Below are 18,695 nucleotides of genomic sequence, written 5' to 3' on the forward strand. Positions count from 1 at the left end.
GCTCCAGCGTCCGGGTCAGCTGGGCCAGGTAACGGTCCAGCCGGCCGTCCACCAGCGCCTGCGCGAGGTCCGTGCCGGCCACCGCGGCGATCTCCCCGGCGTACGGGCGGATCAGCGGGACGATCCCGGTGACCAGCCGCCCGGCGGCGGCCCCGACCGCGGCGGCGGCCCCGGGACGCAGCCCGAGGCAGAGCCGCATGTCCTCCGGGTAGCCGGGCGGGGCGACCGGAAGGTCCAGCACGGCGGCGAGGGCGGCCCGGCGGGAGGCGACCCGGACCGACGGGTTGGCCAGCCGCAGCACGGACGGGCAGAGCCGGGCCAGGTCCGCGGCGGCGAGCCGGACGCCGACCGGATCGTCGGCCCAGCAGGCCCCGGCGACCTTGCCGAGCGTCGCCACCAGGTCCTCCAGCCGGGGCTCGTCGGCGGGCTGGCAGAGCACCGGCAGGTCGATCCGGCGCCGCCACTCGGGCGCCGCCCAGATCAACCGGGCCGGCGCGCTGACCGGCAGCCCGAACGCCCAGTCGGCCGGCCGGCCCAGGCGGTCCACCCAGGAACGAACGTCCCGGGCCGCCACCGAGACGTGCACCAGCCGCCCGTCGAACTCGGCCAGGTAGGCGTGCCGCGCCGCGTACGTGGTGTCCGGGGCGGGCCGGCCCGCCGGTCCCGGCTGGGGGACGGCGGGCCGGGTCGGGGCGCTCGGCGGCCGCTCGTCCCCGGCCGCGACCAGCACGTCCACGTCGACGTCGCTGTGCTCGGTGGCGGCCCGGCGGGCATGGCTGCCGCGCAGCATGATCCCCACGACGGGACGGTCGGCGGCCTGCCGGAGGCGGGCGGCCCAGTCGTCGAGGAATCCGGTTTCGGGCAACGGAGCGGGACCCACCGAGCCATGGTGCCGGACGTCCGATCTTCGGCGCAATGACCGTTGCCGGACGCCGTGTCCGATGCCAGGCCCGGTGTCCGGTGCATAGGTCAGTGTCCGACGGTTCGCATTCCTGCCTCGCTGTACCTTTCCCCGGCCACCGCGTCGGCCGGGACCGCCCCCCGGAGCCGGTCCAGCTGCCCGGCGTCGAGCCGGACGTCGGCCGCGGCGGCGTTCTCCTCCAGGTAGCGCACCCGCTTGGTGCCCGGGATCGCGAGCACGTCGTCGCCCTGGGCGAGCACCCAGGCCAGGGCGGCCTGCGCGGGGGTACAGCCGACCTCGGCCGCGACCTCGCGGACGGCCGCCACGAGCGCGAGGTTGGCGTCCAGGTTGCCCTCGGCGAACCGCGGCACGGTACGCCGCCAGTCGTCGACGGCGAGCTGCTCGCGGCTGGTGATCGCGCCGGTCAGCAGCCCGCGCCCGACCGGCGAGTACGCCACCAGGGACACCCCCAGCTCCCGGCAGGTGGCCAGCATCTCCCCCTCGACGTCCCGGGTGAACAGCGAGTACTCCATCTGCACCGCGGCGATCGGGTGCACGGCGTGTGCCGCCCGCAGGGTCGCCGGGCTCACCTCGGAGAGGCCGAGGAAGCGCACCTTGCCGGCCCGGACCAGCTCGGCCAGCGCGCCCACGGTCTCCTCGATCGGCGTCGCCGGGTTGCGCCGGTGCAGGTAGTACAGGTCGATGGTGTCGATCCCGAGCCGGCCCAGCGAGGCGTCGCAGGCCTCCCGGGCCCAGGCGGCGCTGCTGTCCACGTACGCGCCGGGGGTGCCGGTCCCGCCGAAGCTGTCCCCGCTGGTCCGGTTGCCGAACTTGGTGGCCAGGAAGACCTCGTCGCGGCGGGCCCGCACCACCGGGGCGAGCAGCCGCTCGTTCGCGCCGAAGCCGTACATGTCGGCGGTGTCGAGGTGGTCCACGCCGAGGTCGAGGGCCCGGTGCAGGGTCCGCGTCGACTCGGCGTCGTCGGCGCCGCCGTACGCGAAGCTCATCCCCATGCAGCCCAGGCCGATCGCCGAGACCTCCGGTCCGCCCGCGCCGATCCGTCGCTTGATCATGAAAGCTCCTCCTCCGCCCTGCGGTACACGTCGATCTTGTGGTCGAGGACCCGGAGGTCCTCGGTCAGCTCGGCCATCCGGGCCAGCACCCGGGCGCGGTGCGCCTCGAAGAGGGCCCGCCGCGCGCCGAGCGTGCGGTCGCCCTGGCGGGCGAGTTCGGCGTAGCGGCGCATGTCGCGCACCGGCATGCCGGTGCGGCGCAGCCGGGTGAGCAGGAGCAGCCAGTTGACGTCGGACTCGGTGTAGCGCCGGCGGCCCGACGAGTCGCGCCCCACCGGGGCGACCAGCCCTTCCTGCTCGTACCAGCGCAGCGTGTAGGTGGTCAGGCCGACCCGCTCCGCCGCCTCACCGACGGTGAGGCTCATCTCCCGCGTGCTGATGTCCACGTCCCCAGGCTTCCAGTTCGAGCGCACTCGAAGTCAACCGGTTGCCCGCCGACGCCTAATTCATCTACCGTTGATTTCAACAGCTGATGAGTTCTGCGGAGGCGGACGTGGACGACGCGGTGGCGGTCCGTGACCTGGTGGTCGACCGGGGTCGACGCCGGGTGCTGCACGGCATCTCCTGCGCGGTGCCCCGCGGCCGGGTGACCGGCCTGCTGGGCCCCAGCGGCAGCGGCAAGACCACCCTGATGCGCGCGGTCGTCGGGGTGCAGACCGTCGGTTCGGGCACCGTCACCGTGCTGGGCGAGCCCGCCGGTTCGGCCGCGTTGCGCCGCCGGGTCGGCTACCTCACCCAGGCGCCCAGCGTCTACGCCGACCTGAGCGTGCGGGAGAACGCCCGCTACTTCGCGGCGCTGCACGGCCGGGGGCGGGCCGAGGCCGACCGGGCGGTCGCCGACGTCGGCCTGGCGGCGGCCGCCGACCAGCTGGTCGGCACCCTGTCCGGTGGGCAACGCAGCCGCGCCTCGCTGGCCTGCGCGCTGGTGGGCGAGCCCGAGCTGGTCATCCTCGACGAGCCCACCGTCGGCCAGGACCCGGTGCTGCGGGCCGACCTGTGGGCCCGGTTCCACGCCCTGGCCGCCGCCGGCACCACGCTGCTGGTGTCCAGCCACGTGATGGACGAGGCGGCCCGCTGCGACCGGCTGCTGCTGATCCGGGACGGGCGGCTGGTCGCCGACGACACCCCGGACGCGGTCCGGGCCGCCACCGGCGCGGACGACCTGGAGGAGGCGTTCCTCCGGCTGATCCGCGCGAGCGAGCAGGAGGGCACCTCATGAACCCCCGCATCCTGGCCGCCACCACCGGGCGGATCCTGCGCCAGCTCCGGCACGACCGGCGGACCGTGGCGCTGCTGCTCGTGGTGCCGACCGTGCTGCTCACGCTGGTCTACTTCATGTACGTCGACCAGCCCACCCCGCCCGGGCGACCGAGCGTCTTCGACCGGGTGGCCCTGATCATGCTGGGCTTCTTCCCGTTCATCATCATGTTCCTGGTGACCAGCATCGCCATGCTGCGGGAACGCACCAGCGGCACCCTCGAACGGCTGCTCACCACCCCACTGGGCAAGCTGGACCTGCTGTTCGGCTACGGCATCGCGTTCGGGCTGGCGGGGGTGCTCCAGGCCGCCGTCGCCTCGCTGGTGGCGTACCGGGTGTTCGGGCTGGACACGGCGGGCAGCGGCGGGCTGGTCGTGCTGATCGCCGGGGTCAACGCGGTGCTGGCGGTGGCCCTCGGGCTGCTCTGCTCCGCCTTCGCCCGCACCGAGTTCCAGGCGGTGCAGTTCATGCCCGTGGTGGTGCTGCCCCAACTGCTGCTCTGCGGGCTGTTCGTGCCGCGCGGCGAGATGTCCGGCTGGCTCCAGGCGATCAGCGACGCGCTGCCCCTGTCGTACGCCGTCGAGGCGCTCCAGGAGGTCGGCGCGCACGCCGACCCGACCACGACGATGTGGCGGGACCTGGCGATCGTCACCGGGGCCGCGGTGGCCGCGCTGGTGCTGGCCGCCGCCACGCTGCGCCGGCGCAGCGGGTGAGCACCCGGCGCGGCGGCCGCCGCCCCGGCAAGCCGGACACCCGCGAGGCGATCCTGACGGCCGCCCGGACGACCTTCGCCGAGCGGGGCTTCGACGCCGCCTCGATCCGGGCGATCGCGACCGCGGCCGGGGTGGACCCGGCCCTGGTGCACCACTACTTCGGCACCAAGGAGGAGCTGTTCCGGGCCACCGTGGCGATCCCGATCGACCCCGCCGAGCTGCTGCCCGGGGTGCTCGCCGGTGGCCCGGACGAGGTGGGCGCCCGGCTGGTGCGCACCTTCCTGACGGTGTGGGACTCCCCGGTCGGGACGGCCGCGGTGGCGCTGCTGCGCTCGGCGGTGAACAACGAGTGGACCGCCCGGCTGCTGCGCGAGTTCCTGGTCACCCAGGTGCTGCGCCGGGTCCTCGACCGGCTCGACCTGGACCCGGCCGAGACGCCGCTGCGGGGCGCGCTGGTCGGCGCCCAGATGGCCGGGCTGGCCATGATGCGGTACGTCATCCGCCTGGAGCCGATCGCCTCCGCCGCGCCGGAGACCCTGGTCGCCGCGATCGGCCCCACCGTCCAGCGCTACGTCACCGGCCCGCTGGACGCCGCCTGACGCGGTCGCCGGCTGCCGCGGTCGCCGGCTGCCGCGGTCGCCGCCTGAGGCGACGGCCGACCGGCCGGACCCGGCCGGCCGGCGTCAGCGGGTCTGTTCGAGCCAGGAGGCGTAGAGCAGGCCGTAGGTCGACTCCGGGTCCTTGACCAGCTCGTCGTGCGGACCGCGCTGCACGACGCGGCCCCGGTCGACCACGATCACCTCGTCGGCCGCCTGGGCGGTCGAGAGCCGGTGGGCGATGGCCAGCGTGGTCCGGCCCCGGGTGACCGCGTCCAGGGTGCGCTGGAGGCGGACCTCGGTGGCCGGGTCGACGGCGCTGGTCGCCTCGTCCAGCACCAGCAGGTCGGGGTCGGCCACGTACGCCCGGGCCAGCGCGACGAGCTGACGCTCGCCGACGCTGAGCGCCTCACCGCGTTCGCCGACCGGGGTGTCCAGCCCGGCCGGCAGGCCGTCCAGCCAGTCGGCCAGGCCCAGCTCGGTGAAGGCGGCGGTGAGCTGGGCGTCGGTCAGCTCGGGCCGGGCGAACCGCACGTTCTCCCCGACCGTGGCGTCGAAGAGGAAGCCGTCCTGCGGCACCATCACCACCCGCGAGCGCAGCGAGCCGAACCGCACCTGGCGCAGCGACACCCCGGAGAGCAGCACGTCGCCCTGCGTGGGGTCCATCAGCCGGGTGAGCAGCTTGGCGAAGGTGGTCTTGCCGCTGCCGGTCTCACCGACCACCGCCACCCGGCTCTTCGCCGGGATCTCCAGGGTCACGTCGTGCAGCACCGGCGGCCCGCCCGGGTAGGCGAAGGTGACCCCGGCGAAGCGGACGTCCAGCGGGCCGGCGGGCAGGTCCCGTCCCTGCTCCCCCGGGTCGGCCACGTCCGGCGCGACGTCCAGCACGTCCAGCACCCGCCGCCAGCCGGCGATCGCGTTCTGCGCCTCGTTGAGCACCTCGGTGGCGATCTGCACCGGCTGGATGAAGAGCGTCACCAGGAACAGGAACGCGGTGAGCTGGCCGATCGACAGGGTGCGGTCGACGCCGAGGTTGACCCCGACCACCACCACCCCGGCCAGCGCCAGGCCGGCCGCCAGCTCCCCCACCGAACTGCCCACGATGCTGATCCGGATGGCCCGCTGCTGGGCCTGCCGCTGCCCCTCGATCGCAGAGTCCAGCCGCCGGGCGGTGCGCCCGGCGATCCCGTACGCCCGGATCACCGGCGCGCCCACCACGCTCTCCCCGATGACCCCGAGCAGCGTGCCCATCCGCTGCCGGACCAGCCCGTACGCCCCGGCCAGCCGGCGCTGGAGCAACCGGATGATCAGCACCGCCGGCGCGAACGCGACGAGCACCACCAGGGTGAGCTGCCAGGAGTACGCGAGCATCACCGCGGTGGTGACCACCAGCTGGCCCAGGTTGACGATCAGGATCACGCCGCCCCACTGGAGGAACTGGGTGATCTGGTCGACGTCGCTGGTGACCCGGGAGACCAGCGAGCCGCGCCGCTCGGACTGCTGGTGCAGCATCGACAGGTCGTGCACGTGCCGGAAGGCCCGGGTCCGCACCCCGGCGAGCGCGGTCTCGCTGACCGTGAAGAGCCGGCGCATCATCAGGTAGCCGCAGGTGGTGGTCACCACCAGCACGGCCGCGGTGACGATCACGGTGAGCGACACCACGTTCAGGTCGAGCCCGCCGACGATGCCGTGGTCGATGCCGCGCTGCACGGCCACCGGGACGGCGACCCGGCCGACCATGTAGACCAGCGCCAGCCCGAGCGTGCCGGCCAGCCCGGTCTTCAGCTCCGGCGAGAGCGCCAGGCCGCGCCGCATGGTCTGCCAGGTCGACTCGGTCCGGTCCTCCGCAGTGGTCATCGCGCTCACCGGTCGACCTCGATTTCCAGCCCGGAGGTCAGCGGGGTGACCTCGTCGTACGTCCGGTTCTGTTCGCGTTCCTGCTCGGCCTGCTCGTACGCGGTGACCAGGTCGGCGTAGCCGGGGACGGTCGCCAGCAGCTCGGCGTGCGTACCCCGGGCCAGCACCCGGCCCTGCTCGACGTAGATCACCTCGTCGGCGAGGGCGATGGTGGCCCGCCGGTACGCGACCACCAGGATCGACGCGGGCGCGCCGCCGTCCGCCGGGGCGCGCAGGCCGGCCAGGATGGCGGCCTCGACCCGCGGGTCGACGGCGCTGGTGGCGTCGTCGAGCACCAGCAGCCGGGGGCGTCCGGCGAGCGCCCGGGCCAGGGTGAGGCGCTGCCGCTGGCCGCCGGAGAGCGAGGTGCCGCGCTCGCCGACCATGGTGTCCAGCCCGTCGGGGAGGGCGGCGACGAAGCCGTCCGCCTCGGCCAGCCGCAGCGCCGCCCAGACCTCCTCGTCGCCGATGCCGGCCCGGTCCAGGGTGATGTTGGCCCGGACGGTGTCGTCGAAGACGAACGGCACCTGGGCGACCAGCGCCACGGTGCCGGCGAGCGAGGCGGCGGTCAGCTCGCGCAGGTCGACGCCGTCCAGGGTGACCGTGCCGGTGTGCGGGTCGACCAGGCGTACCGCCAGCGAGGCGATGGTCGACTTGCCCGACCCGGTCGGCCCGACCAGGGCGACCGTCCGCCCGGCCGGCACGGTGAAGCTCACCTCGCCGAGCACCTGCGTGCCGGGCAGGTGCGCCTCGGCCGGCTCGTACCCGAAGTGCACGTCGTGGAAGGCGAGGGTGGCCGGGGCGGGGGCGGCCGGGTCGAGGACCGTCGTGCCGTACGGCATGTCGCCGGTGGCGTCCAGCACCCGGCGGACCCGGTCCCAGCCGGCGACGCTGCGCGGCAGCTCGGCCAGCACCCAGCCGATGGCGCGCACCGGGAAGGCCAGCACGGTGAAGAGGAAGGCGACGCTGACCAGCTCGGTCACGTCGATCGCGCCCTGGTTCAGCCGGATCGCGCCGACCACCAGCACGGCGAGCGTGCCCAGGCTGGGCAGGGTCTCCAGCATCGGGTCGAAGACGCCGCGCAGCCGGCCGACCGCGATCAGCGCGTCGCGCAGCTCACCGGCCCGGCCGGCGAACCGGGCGGTCTCCTGCGCCTCGCGGCCCATGGTCTTGACCACCAGCGCGCCGTCGAAGCTCTCGTGGGCGATGCCGCTGACCTCGGCGCGCAGCCGCTGGGCGCGGGCCTGGCGGGGCGCCATCCGGCGGGAGTAGACCACGTTGAGCGCGAACAGCGCCGGGAAGACCGCGAGGCCGACCAGGGCCAGCGCCCAGTCGGTGAGGAAGAGCGAGACCACCGCGCCGACCAGCATCACCAGGGTGCCCACCGCGAAGGGCAGCGGGGCGATCGGGTACCAGGCCGCCTCGACGTCGGAGTTGGCGTTGGAGAGCAGGGTCCCGGTGGCGTTGCGGTGGTGCCAGGCCAGCGGCAGGTCCAGGTAGCGGCGGGTGACCCGGCGCCGGTAGGCGGCCTGGAGCCGGTACTGCATGTAGCCGGCGCCGAGCCGGCGGCCGAAGATGCCGACCACCCGCAGCACGCTGATCCCGAACAGGGCGGCGGCGGCCAGCGCGAGCGCGCCACGGGTCACCGAGCCGCGTTCGATGGCCGGGACCACCACCTTGCCGACGACCCCACCGACGACGTACGCGCTGGCGATGACCATGGAGCCGAACAGCACGCTGCCGGCCACCGCCACCGCGAAGATCCGTGGCTGTTCCCGGATGGCCCGGCCGAGCACCCGCAGCCCTCTGCCGAGGACGTCCCGACTTGTCCCGCTCGCCAACGCACTCCCCCGCCGTAAGCCGCAATTTTCTCCCTCATCCTTACCAATCGCGGCCCGCTCCGCCGACCCGCAGCGATATGTCCGCCGTCACGTCGCCCACGGCACCGCGCCGACCAGGGCGGTTCGACCCGGCCGGCACCGTCCCGGCTCGAGCGCCGCTCGGCCGCGTCACGCCCACCGCGCCGAACGGCCGTCACCGGCCTACGATCGGCCCATGCCGCGGTACGCCCGATCGGAGCGCGAGGCGCTCGCCGACCTGCTGCTGGAACTGGGACCGGAGGCGCCGACGGTCAACGACGGGTGGACCACCCGGGACCTGGCCGCGCACCTGCTGGTGCGCGAACGCCGCCCGGACGCGGCCGGCGGCATCCTGCTGCCCCCGCTGCGCGGATACGGCGAGGCGGTCCGCCGTCGGGTGGCGGCCGGGCCGTACGCGGACCTGGTGGCCCGGGTCCGCCGGCCGCCGGTGTGGAGCCCGGTCAGCAACCCGCTCACCGACGAGCTGGTCAACACCCTGGAGTTCTTCATCCACCACGAGGACGTGCGCCGGGCGCGGCCGGGCTGGCAGCCGCGCGACCTGCCGCCCGGGTTGCAGGCGGCGCTCTGGAAGCGGGCGGCGCTGCTGGCCCGGACGGCGCTGCGTCGCTTCCCGGCGGACCTGCTGGTGCAGGCGCCGGGCTTCGGCGAGGTGGGCGTCGGCCGGGGCGGCGAGCGGCTGCGGCTGGTGGGCGCGCCCGGCGAACTGGTGCTCTTCCTCTCCGGCCGGCAGCGGGTGGCCCGGGTCCAGGTGGACGGCCCGGCGGCGCTGGCGGAGCGACTGCGGGCGGCCGGCCTGGGGTTCTGACCCCCTGTGCGGATTCGGTCACGGCCGGAACGCGAAACAGCCTCGCCCCAGCGACGGTCACCGATCTCCGGTGCCGTACGCTCCTGCCCGCCGCCCTACCCGGCGGCGGGAGGGGGCACCATGCGCAGCTTCGCGGTCTCGGCGCTCCGTGAGCCTCCGTTCCCGGCCCGCCGGCACGCCGCCGTGGACGCCGTCGCCGCGGAGACCCTCGGCTGGATCCGCGAACTGGGCCTGCTGGACTCCCCGGCCGGACTGCGCCGACTGGCCGCCGCCCTGCCGGCCGAGCTCGCCGGGCGGGCCTGCCCGGACGCGCCGGTGGAGCGGCTGCGCCTGCTCACCGACCTGATCTCCTGGCTGTTCGTGATGGACGACGCCTGCGACGAGGACGGCCTCGGGGCGAACCCGGCCCGGCTCGCGCCCACCGTGGCGACCCTGCTGGCGGTGCTGGACCGGCACGGCGACCCGGACGCCGCGCCGCCGGCCGACGCGGGCCCGCTCGGGGTGGCGCTGGACGACCTGTGCCGGCGGGTCCGGGCCCGGCAGCGGCCGACCGTGCTGCTACGGCTGATCAGCCAGCTGCGCGAGTACCTGCTGGCGCTGCTCTGGGAGGCGGGCAACCGGGAGCACCACCGGGTGCCCGGAGTGAGCGAGTACGTGCAGATGCGCCGGCACACCGGCGGGGTCCGGCCCAGCTTCACCCTGACCGACCTGGCGTACGACGGGCTGCCGGGGGCGGGCCGGCGGGCGGACCCGGCGCTGGCGGCCCTGGACGTCATCGCCGCCGACCTGGTCTGCTGGTGCAACGACGTCTTCTCGTACCGCAAGGAGCGGCAGGCGCGACCGGACACCCTCAACCTGGTCGCCTCGCTCGCCGGCGAGCAGGGGCGGGACGAGGAGGCGGCGCTGCGCGCGGCGGCCGAGCGGTTCAACGCGGGGCTGGCCGCGTACACCGAGCGGGAGGCGGCGCTGGCGGCGACGGCCGACGACGCGGTCCGGGCCTTCCTGACCACCCGGCGCAACTGGATCCGGGCCACCTACGACTGGTCGCTCGAGGCAACCAGATACGCCTGACCTGGGGCCACGTCGGGGCAGCGAGGACTAGCCGCTGCCCCGGTCGAGGCAATACTCTTCGGTAACCGCAGAATGGCGTGACCCCCGTCACGTCCCTCCACCCCCGAAGGCGGCTACAGCGATGGCTCTCGATGTACCGTACCGTTCCATCCCCGACATGTTCCTCAAGCGGGTCGCGGACACGCCGGACCGGCCGGCGTTCGCCCACCCGGCGCCGGACGACTCGGGACCGGTCTGGTTGAGCTGGGCGCAGGTCGGGCAGCGGGCCAAGGCGGTCGCCGCCGGGCTGCACGGTCTCGGCGTCGGCCCGGAGGACCCGGTGGCGATCCTGGCCAACACCCGGCTGGACTGGGTGGTCGCCGACTTCGGCATCATGTGCGCGGGCGGGGCGACCACGACCGTCTACCCCACCACCGAGCCGGAGGACGCGACGTACATCGTCGCCGACTCGGGGTCGCGGGTGCTCTTCGCGGAGAACCCGGCCCAGGCGGCGAAGATCTCCGGCGCGACGCTGCCCGCGCTGACCCACGTGGTGCTCTTCGACGGCGAGCCGGACCCGGCCGCCGCCGTCCCGCAGCTCACCCTGGCCCAGCTGGAGGAGCGCGGCGCGCAGGCGCTGGCGACCGAGCCCGACCTGATCGACATGCTGGTCGCCGGCATCGGCCCCGACCACCTGGCCACGCTGATCTACACCTCGGGCACCACCGGCCGGCCGAAGGGCGTGGAGCTGCTGCACGGCGGCTGGTGCTGGGAGGGCGTGGCGCAGGCCGAGCTGGGCCTGTTGCACGCCGACGACCTGCAGTATCTCTGGCTGCCGCTGTCCCACTCGTTCGGCAAGACGCTGCTCTGCGGCGCCACCCACGTCGGCCTGCCCACCTACGTCGACGGGCGGGTGGACAAGCTGGTCGAGCTGCTCGGGGTGGTCCGTCCGACGCTGATGTGCGGCGCGCCCCGGGTCTTCGAGAAGGTCTACAACAAGGCCGTCACCACCGCCCAGGACGCCGGCGGCGCGAAGGCGAAGATCTTCGCCTGGGCCGTCGGGGTGGGCAAGGAGAAGGTCGCCCTGGAGCAGGCCGGCAAGCCGGTGCCGGCCGGGCTGCGGGTGAAGTACGCGCTGGCCGAGAAGCTGGTCTTCAGCAAGCTCCAGGCCCGGCTCGGCGGCCGGATCCGGGTGCTGGTCTCCGGGGCCGCCCCGCTGAGCAAGGAGATCGCCACCTTCTTCGCCGCCGCGAACCTGCCCATCTCCGAGGGGTACGGGCTGACCGAGACCAGCGCCGGCAACTTCGTGAACCCGCCGGACGGGCTGCGGATCGGCACCGTCGGCCGGGCGATGGGCGACCTGGAGTGCCGGATCGACACCGACGGCGAGATCCTGGTGCGCGGCCGGCCGGTCATGCGCGGCTACCACAACCTGCCGGAGGAGACCGCCGCCGCGTTCACCGAGGACGGCTTCTTCCGCACCGGGGACATCGGCAGCCTGGACGACGACGGCTACCTGCGCATCACCGACCGGAAGAAGGACCTGGTCAAGACCTCGGGCGGCAAGTACATCGCGCCGTCGCACATCGAGGGCATGTTCAAGGCGATCTGCCCGTACACGTCGCAGGCGGTGGTGATCGGGCAGGCGCGCAACTACTGCACCATGCTGGTCACCCTCGACCCGGACGCGATCAAGGGCTGGGCGGCCGGCGGCCCGCTGGAGGGGCGCGACTACACCGACATCGTCACCTCGGCCGAGGCCCAGGAGATGGTCGACGGGTACGTGGCCGAGCTGAACGCCAAGCTCAACCGCTGGGAGACGATCAAGAAGGTGACCATCCTCCCCCGCGACCTCACCATCGAGCACGGTGAGGTCACCCCGTCGCTGAAGATCAAGCGCCGGAGCGTGGAGAGCAACTTCGCCGGGGAGATCGACAAGATGTACGCGGGCACCCTCGCCGAGCTGTAGCCGACCGCACCGCGTGCCGGCCGTGCCCCACCGTCCCGGGGTACGGCCGGCGTGCGTACCCGGCTCAGAGGTGGTCCCGCCGCCAGCGGCTCTGCTCCTCCTCGGCGGCGCACTGCTCCTCCAGGGCGAGCTGCCGGACCTGCCGCCGCCGGCCGTCCTCGCTCAGCGTCTCGGCGACCACCACGGCCAGCAGGATCACCGCCAGCAGGATCAGCGACACCAGCTCCGGCAGCGGCGCGGCCAGCGGCGCGATGCCGGCCAGCAGCAGCGGCCCCAGCAGCAGCGGCCAGCGCACCGAGCGCAGCGCCAGGTACCCGCAGCCGGCCACGCTGAGCAGGTAGAGGCCCACCCCGCCGTAGAGCACGGTGATCCAGAAGCCGCCCAGCGGCTGCCCCCACCGCGGGCTGGCCGGGTCGGCGGCCTCGGCGAGCAGGTCCTTGAGCGACAGGGCGAAGAAGATCACCCCGGCGATCATCGGCAGGTGCAGGAAGGTGTACGCGTCACGGGCCAGCCGGAACCGGGCCCGCGCGTCCCGGGCGTGGTGCAGCGCCTGCTCCAGGGCGAACGCCACGGTGTCGAAGTACGCCCACCACAGCATCGCCGTGATCGCGATGCCCAGCACGGCGGCGGTCGCCACCGGCAGGGTCAACGGCAGCTCGGTGAAGAACTTCGCGCCCAGGCCGAGCGCGATGATCGTCTCGCCCAGCGCGATCAGCACCATCAGCGCGTGCCGCTCCGCCCAGTGCCCGGCCGACACCACCACCCACCACGAGCGGCCCAGGGTGACCCCGCCGACGTACTCGACCAGCAGCGCCAGCGTCCAGAGCACGAGCTGCACCGCGGTGGCCGCCGGCCGGTCGACCATCCGCTGCGGCACCGTGCCGGCGACCACCAGCAGCACCGCGGCCGCGAGCACGGAGCCGAAGCGCGCCAGCAGGTACCGGCGGCGACCCGGGTCGCCCCGGTCCACCCGGGCGAAGACGACGAACTGCGCCCCCCGGATCACGAAGTAACAGCCGGCGAAGACCAGCGGCCCGTGCAACCCGCCGGGCCGGTCCACGAACGCCCCCGGGATGCTCAGCACCAGCAGGAAGGTCGCCGCGATGGTGACGAAACCGACCAGCGGCAGCAGTCCCTGGTCCGCGCGGACCGCGTTGCCGACCCGGGCGAATCCGGTCCAGCACCACCAGAGCAGCGCCAGCACCAGCCCGCACCGGTAGAGGTTGACCGGCGTGGGCGCGGCGGCGGTCAGGCTGGTCACGCTGAGGAACGCGAAGACGAAGACCAGGTCGTAGAAGAGCTCCAGCCGGGTGGTCCGGGAGCCCGGGGCACCCGGCCGCACGCCGCGCGACCACCGGTCCCCGCCGCCGTTGCCCACCCGGGCAGTCTGTCAGCCGGCAGCCGGTCGGGAGCCGGATCCGGGCAGCTCCACGGCCGGACGCGCGGCGCAGGCGCGGAGCGGCCCGGGTGCGCACGGCCGGCCACGGGTGCGGCGCGGGGCGCGGCGCCGGCCGGACGGGGAGCCCGGCCGGTCAGCGGCCGGGCTCGCCGCCGGCGCCGTGCTCGGCGAGGAACTCGTCGCGCAGCTCCCGGCGGGCCGCCCCGAAGAGCACCACCTCGGCCGCCACCATCGCGACGCAGACCAGCGCGAGCAGGGCCAGGGCGGCCAGTGCCGGCAGGTGGTCGGCGACCGGCAGCAGCACCACCAGCAGCACCATGGCCGCCACCCGGGGCCGGTTGACCGAGCCCATGTTGCGCAGCCGGAAGCCCAGGTGCCCGAGCAGGTAGATGATCACCCCGCCGTAGAGGGCGAGCAGGCCCAGCCCGTGCAGCGGGTCGGTGAGCGAGTGGTGGGTGCCGTCGCCGACGTACGCGAGGACCTTCTTGAAGCCGAGGGCGAGCAGGATGATCCCGGCGACCATCGGCAGGTGCAGGTAGGTGTAGGAGTCCCGGCCGAGGGCGGCCCGCTCGGCACCCTGCGCCCGGGCCAGCACCCGTTCGGCGGCGATGGACACCACGTCGAAGTACGCCCACCAGAGCGCCGCCGCCACCGCCACGCCGAGGAACGAGGCCACGATGATCGGCCAGGAGATCGGCAGCGCGGTGATGCCGACCCCGATGCCGACCAGGGACTCACCCAGCGCCACGATGATGATCAGGCCGTGCCGCTCGGTCCAGTGTGCCGCCGAGAAGATCTGCCAGCCGGCCGCGCCGATGACCATGATGCCGCCGTAGTCGACGGCGAGGGCGAGCACCCAGAGCAGGGTGCGCAGCGTGCCGATCCGCCCCGGGTCCTCGCTGAGCTGCTGGGGCAGCAGGGCGGCGGTGAAGAGCAGGGCGGCCCCGCTGAGCATCGGCCAGGCGGCCCGCAGCAGCTGGCGGCGCAGCCCGGCGTCGCCCCGGGCGGCGGACCAGTAGATCACCAGGTGCAGCACCCGGACGACCAGGTAGCAGGAGGCGAAGACCACCGGACCGGAGAGCCCGCCGGGCAGGTCGACGAAGGCCTCCGGGATGGTCGCGGCGACCACGAACATGGTGGCGATCACCGCGAAGAGGGCGACCCGGACCACGCCCTCGTCGGCCCGGACCGTGTTGCCCAGCCAGGCGTAGCAGCACCAGCACCACCAGAGCAGGGCCAGCACCAGCAGGCCCCGGCCCAGGCCACGCCAGGTCAGGTCGTTCGCCATCAGCGCGGTCACCTGGGTGAGCGCGTAGACGAAGACCAGGTCGAAGAAGAGTTCCAGCGGGGTGACCGAGGCGCCCTCGGTCATCACCCGCATCCGCGCCGCGCGCCGCGTGCCGTCCGTCACGGCGCACAGTCTGGCAGCCGCGTGCCCGGACCCGTCGTCCCGGCCGCGCGGCGCGCCGCCGGTCCGCCGGGCCGGGCGTCCGCCGCCGGGTCAGGCGATGACGGACGGCTCCCGCCACTGCGACCGGCCGGCCCGGTCCAGGTCGTAGCGGACCGCGGCGAGCCGGCCGACGGCCTCGACCAGGTCCGCGGCGGGCAGCGTGAAGGGCAACCGGAGGAAGCGTTCGAGGGTGCCGTCCAGGCCGAACCGGGGCCCGGGGGCCAGCCGTACGCCGACCTCCTCGGCGGCCCGGGCCAGCGCGCTGGAGACCGGGCCGTCCAGCTCCGCCCAGAGCGTGACCCCGCCACGGGGCGCGGTGACCCGCCAGTCGGGCAGCCGCTCGGCGAGCGCGGCGACCAGGGCGTCCCGCTGGGTGGCGAGCTGGCGGCGGCGGGCGGCCACGATGGTCGGCGCGTCGGCGAGCAGGTGCACCGCCACCAGCTGGTCGAGCACCGGGCTGGCCATGTCGACCCCGACCCGGGCGGCGGCCAGCCGCTGCACCTGGGGGGCGGAGGCGCGGACCCAGCCGATCCGCAGGCCACCCCAGTAGGGCTTGCTCATCCCGCCGATGCTGATCACCCGGGAGTGCCGGTCGAAGGTCGCCACCGGCGGCGGCAGCTCGGTGCCGTCCAGCGGCAGGTCCACGAACGACTCGTCGATCACCAGGTCGGTGCCGGCCGCGTGGGCGGTGCCGACGAGCCGCTCGCGCAGCTCGGCCACCATCAGGTGCCCGGTGGGGTTCTGGAACTCGGGGATCAGGTACGCCAGCTTGGGCCGTCCCTGCCGGATGCTGCCCAGCAGCAGGTCGGCGTCCCAGCCGAGGCCGTCGGTGGCCAGCCCGTGGGTGGTGATCCGGGCCCGGCGGGCGGCCAGCGCCGCCAGCGCGTTGGGGTAGGTGGGTGACTCGACCAGCACCCCGCCGCCGGGCGACAGGGCCAGCCGCAGCACCAGGTCCAGCGCGTGCTGGGTGCCGCTGGTCACCATGATCTGTTCCGGACTGGTGGGCAGGCCCCGGGCGGTGTACCCACGGGCCACCGCCTCGCGCAGCTCGATGATGCCGGTCGGGTGGTAGCCCGCGCCGCCCAGGTAGCGGGGCAGGTCCTCGGCCGCCTTGCGGGCCGCCGGCACCAGCTGCGGCGGGGCGGCGAGCGCGGCCACCCCGAGGTCGATCATGTCCCGGTCGTCCAGCGGCGTCCACAGGCCGGTGCTGGCGACCCGGTGGGTGCCGGGGAGCATGGTCCAGCTACCGGCCCCCCGGCGGCTGGCCAGGTGTCCGCTCTCCCGCAGTTCCCGGTAGGCGGCGGTGACGGTGGTCCGGCTGATCCGCAGCGCCTCCGCCAGCTCCCGCTCGGCGGGCAGGCGTACCCCGAGGGGGAGGCGGCCGTCGGCGAGCAGGCCGCGCACGGCGGCGGCGAGGGCCGCGTAGTCGGGGCTGCGGCGGCGGCCCGGGAGGGCGTGCCACTGGCCGAGCAGCCGCGCCAATTGCACGCCACGCACCTGGCTCGTCATGCCACCCCTCCCAAATTGGCTCTGTCATGGCCGAGATTGGACCCTAGGGTGGCATGCATGGCAGCGATTGGCAATCTCCGGCACCGGCCGGCCCGGCGGCTCGGCCAGCTCTACGCCGGGCTGGTGCTCTACGGCGTCAGCATGGCGCTGATGGTCCGCTCCGGGCTCGGCCTGAACCCGTGGGACGTGTTCCACCAGGGGCTGTCCCGGCAGACCGGGATCAGCATCGGCACCGCCAGCATCCTGGTCGGCGCCGCCGTGCTGCTGCTCTGGATCCCGCTGCGCCAGCGCCCCGGCCTGGGCACCGTCAGCAACGTGCTGGTGATCGGCCTGGTGGTGGACGCCACCCTGGCCCTGCTGCCGGCCGGTCACGGACTGCCCGTCCGGATCGGGCTGCTCACCCTGGGCATCGTGGCCAACGGCGCCGCCACCGCGCTCTACCTGGGCGCGGCCCTCGGCCCCGGCCCCCGCGACGGCCTGATGACCGGGTACGTCGCCCGCCGGCCCGGCCGTTCGGTGCGGCTGGTGCGCACCGTCATCGAGGTGATCGTGCTCTCGCTCGGCTGGCTGCTCGGCGGAACGGTGGGCCTCGGCACCCTCGCGTACGCGCTGGCCATCGGTCCGCTCGCGCAGCTCTTCATCCCGCTCTTCGCGCTGCCCGCGCCGCCGGCCCCGGCGCCCGTGCCGGAACCGGCGGTGGGCTGCGCCGCGCGTCCGGCCGGCGAGGCCGGCTGACCGCCGGCCCCGGCACGCTGCGTCACCGGCCGGCGAGCCGAGCGCCACGGGATGGGATCATCTGCACCGCGCTGAGCTGCGACGACGTCCACGGGCGAAACCGGGTGTTTTCTCCGGGGTGAACGCCGGGCATCATTCGTGCATGGGGGAGAACGGATGGCGCTGGACCGACGCCTGGATCTTCGTCTCACTGGTGATCGCGAGCGGTGCCGGCCGGCACCGCCGGTCGGCGACCACACGCCGCCCCGAGGGCGTGCGCCTGGCTGACGTCCTCTCCACCGCCGACCACCTGAACCGGGCCATCCCCGAGCGGGAGGACGTGGAGAGCGCGGTGCGCCGGCTCGTCGGCGCGGGCCTGGTCAGCGTCTCCGACGGCTGGTTCCGGATCACCGAGGACGGCGAGCGGCTCTGGCGCAGCCGGCCCCGCGCCGGGGTCGGCACCATGGTCGACACCGTGCAGGGGGTGCTCGTCCGCCGGCACACGCCGGGCGAGTCGGACTGGCGCCTCCACGAGGACGACCACGCCGCCGCAGTGCAGGAGTACGCGGTCCGCTCGATCCCGATGCCGCGCCGCTCCCCCGAGGGCCACTCGGGCCGCGCCTGAACCCGGCGCGGGGGGGGTGGGTCAGCGGACCGGGTGCCCGGCGCCGCGCAGGGCGTCCTTGACCTCGCCCACGGTCAGCTCACCGAAGTGGAAGACGCTGGCCGCGAGCACCGCGTCGGCGCCCGCGCCGATGGCCGGCGGGAAGTGCGCGACCCGGCCGGCGCCGCCACTGGCGATCACCGGCACGTCGACCACCCGCCGGACCGCCTCGATCAACGGCAGGTCGAAGCCCGCCTTGGTGCCGTCGGCGTCCATCGAGTTCAGCAGGATCTCCCCCGCGCCCAGCTCGGCGCCGCGCGCCGCCCACTCGACCGCGTCGAGGCCGGTGCCCCGCCGACCGCCGTGCGTGGTGACCTCGAAGCCACTGGGCGTGCCGCCGGCGGGCGCCCGCCGCACGTCGAGGGAGAGCACCAGCACCTGCCGGCCGAACCGGTCGGCGATCTCGGCGATCAGCTCGGGGCGGGCGATCGCCGCGGTGTTCACCCCGACCTTGTCCGCGCCGGCCCGCAACAGCGTGTCCACGTCGGCCACCTGGCGCACCCCACCGCCGACGGTGAGCGGGATGAAGACCGACTCGGCGGTGCGGCGGACCACGTCGAGCATGGTCCCCCGGTCGCTCGACGAGGCGGTGACGTCCAGGAAGGTCAACTCGTCCGCGCCGGCCCGGTCGTACGCCGCAGCCAGCTCCACCGGGTCACCGGCGTCGCGCAGGTCGAGGAAGTTGACCCCCTTGACCACCCGCCCGGCGTCCACGTCCAGACACGGGATCACCCGTACCGCCACCGTCATGCCGCGAGCCTATCCAACGGGAGGCGCGGCGGCGGCCGGCGTGTGAGGCCGACCACCGCCGCGCCGGG

General features: G+C 74.7%; 16 protein-coding genes and 1 pseudogene. 8 read left to right on the forward strand and 9 right to left on the reverse strand.

The annotated features are described in order from the left end of the window. Nucleotides 1–115: 115 nt before the first annotated feature. From GA0070611_RS31840 to GA0070611_RS13480, 3 genes and pseudogenes are all read right to left on the reverse strand, one after another. A pseudogene (locus GA0070611_RS31840) lies at nt 116–790 on the reverse strand (phosphoribosyl-AMP cyclohydrolase); the annotation flags it as partial. Between the two features lie 179 nt (nt 791–969). Then, a complete protein-coding gene (locus GA0070611_RS13475) occupies nt 970–1,974 on the reverse strand; it encodes an aldo/keto reductase (protein WP_091663663.1) in 1,005 nt (334 codons plus the stop codon). After that, nucleotides 1,971–2,360, reverse strand: coding sequence for a MerR family transcriptional regulator (locus tag GA0070611_RS13480; protein WP_091663668.1), 390 nt, complete (start codon nt 2,358–2,360; stop codon nt 1,971–1,973). The genes GA0070611_RS13475 and GA0070611_RS13480 overlap by 4 nt, the downstream gene beginning before the upstream one ends. A 107-nt stretch (nt 2,361–2,467) precedes the next feature. Here GA0070611_RS13480 and GA0070611_RS13485 point away from each other — a divergent pair, with 107 nt between their 5' ends. From GA0070611_RS13485 to GA0070611_RS13495, 3 genes are read left to right on the forward strand one after another with little or no spacing between them, the layout of a single operon-like run. Then, nucleotides 2,468–3,193, forward strand: a complete 726-nt coding sequence (locus GA0070611_RS13485) for an ABC transporter ATP-binding protein (protein ID WP_091663671.1) — start codon at nt 2,468–2,470, stop codon at nt 3,191–3,193. Further along, nucleotides 3,190–3,945: an ABC transporter permease gene (locus GA0070611_RS13490; RefSeq protein WP_091663676.1), complete on the forward strand. Its 756-nt coding sequence runs from the start codon at nt 3,190–3,192 to the stop codon at nt 3,943–3,945. The genes GA0070611_RS13485 and GA0070611_RS13490 overlap by 4 nt, the downstream gene beginning before the upstream one ends. Beyond that, on the forward strand, nt 3,942–4,544 hold the full coding sequence (locus GA0070611_RS13495; RefSeq protein ID WP_091663679.1) for a TetR/AcrR family transcriptional regulator: 603 nt from the start codon (nt 3,942–3,944) through the stop codon (nt 4,542–4,544). Before GA0070611_RS13490 ends, GA0070611_RS13495 begins: the two co-directional genes overlap by 4 nt. A gap of 84 nt (nt 4,545–4,628) precedes the next feature. On the opposite strand, the gene GA0070611_RS13500 is transcribed toward GA0070611_RS13495, so the two are convergent. Together GA0070611_RS13500 and GA0070611_RS13505 are read right to left on the reverse strand one after the other, a co-directional pair. Then, nucleotides 4,629–6,398, reverse strand: coding sequence for an ABC transporter ATP-binding protein (locus GA0070611_RS13500; protein ID WP_091672874.1), 1,770 nt, complete (start codon nt 6,396–6,398; stop codon nt 4,629–4,631). A 5-nt stretch (nt 6,399–6,403) separates the two neighbouring features. Then, nucleotides 6,404–8,278, reverse strand: coding sequence for an ABC transporter ATP-binding protein (locus tag GA0070611_RS13505; protein ID WP_197675923.1), 1,875 nt, complete (start codon nt 8,276–8,278; stop codon nt 6,404–6,406). 214 nt (nt 8,279–8,492) lie between these two features. Here GA0070611_RS13505 and GA0070611_RS13510 point away from each other — a divergent pair, with 214 nt between their 5' ends. The 3 genes from GA0070611_RS13510 (at nt 8,493) to GA0070611_RS13520 (ending at nt 12,141) form a co-directional block, all read left to right on the forward strand. Further along, the gene (locus GA0070611_RS13510) at nt 8,493–9,122 is read left to right on the forward strand and encodes a TIGR03085 family metal-binding protein (RefSeq protein ID WP_091663687.1); all 630 of its coding nucleotides are present in this window, start codon (nt 8,493–8,495) and stop codon (nt 9,120–9,122) included. A gap of 120 nt (nt 9,123–9,242) precedes the next feature. Further along, complete coding sequence (locus GA0070611_RS13515; RefSeq protein ID WP_091663692.1) at nt 9,243–10,193, forward strand: terpene synthase family protein; 951 nt, start codon at nt 9,243–9,245, stop codon at nt 10,191–10,193. Nucleotides 10,194–10,314: 121 nt separating this feature from the next. After that, entirely contained in the window at nt 10,315–12,141 is a 1,827-nt protein-coding gene (locus GA0070611_RS13520) for an AMP-dependent synthetase/ligase (RefSeq protein ID WP_091663695.1), read from the forward strand. A 64-nt stretch (nt 12,142–12,205) separates the two neighbouring features. On the opposite strand, the gene GA0070611_RS13525 is transcribed toward GA0070611_RS13520, so the two are convergent. The 3 genes from GA0070611_RS13525 to yczR form a co-directional block, all read right to left on the reverse strand. Beyond that, on the reverse strand, nt 12,206–13,519 hold the full coding sequence (locus tag GA0070611_RS13525; protein WP_231921444.1) for a low temperature requirement protein A: 1,314 nt from the start codon (nt 13,517–13,519) through the stop codon (nt 12,206–12,208). 154 nt (nt 13,520–13,673) lie between these two features. Beyond that, on the reverse strand, nt 13,674–14,951 hold the full coding sequence (locus GA0070611_RS13530; RefSeq protein ID WP_197675924.1) for a low temperature requirement protein A: 1,278 nt from the start codon (nt 14,949–14,951) through the stop codon (nt 13,674–13,676). Between the two features lie 90 nt (nt 14,952–15,041). Then, a complete protein-coding gene (gene yczR / locus GA0070611_RS13535) occupies nt 15,042–16,499 on the reverse strand; it encodes a MocR-like transcription factor YczR (protein ID WP_091663698.1) in 1,458 nt (485 codons plus the stop codon). Nucleotides 16,500–16,556: 57 nt separating this feature from the next. Between yczR and yczE the strand changes: the two genes are divergently transcribed. Continuing rightward, complete coding sequence (yczE, locus tag GA0070611_RS13540) at nt 16,557–17,234, forward strand: membrane protein YczE (RefSeq protein WP_091663701.1); 678 nt, start codon at nt 16,557–16,559, stop codon at nt 17,232–17,234. A 142-nt stretch (nt 17,235–17,376) separates the two neighbouring features. Then, nucleotides 17,377–17,838: a hypothetical protein gene (locus tag GA0070611_RS13545; RefSeq protein WP_091663704.1), complete on the forward strand. Its 462-nt coding sequence runs from the start codon at nt 17,377–17,379 to the stop codon at nt 17,836–17,838. Between the two features lie 21 nt (nt 17,839–17,859). Here the strand turns inward: GA0070611_RS13545 and hisF are convergent, their stop codons facing one another. Further along, nucleotides 17,860–18,627 carry an imidazole glycerol phosphate synthase subunit HisF gene (hisF, locus tag GA0070611_RS13550; RefSeq protein ID WP_091663707.1) on the reverse strand — a complete coding sequence of 256 codons (768 nt, stop codon included), beginning with the start codon at nt 18,625–18,627 and terminating at the stop codon, nt 17,860–17,862. Nucleotides 18,628–18,695 lie beyond the last annotated feature (68 nt).

The organism is Micromonospora auratinigra (assembly GCF_900089595.1).
In the GTDB taxonomy this organism is placed as follows: Bacteria; Actinomycetota; Actinomycetes; order Mycobacteriales; family Micromonosporaceae; genus Micromonospora; species Micromonospora auratinigra.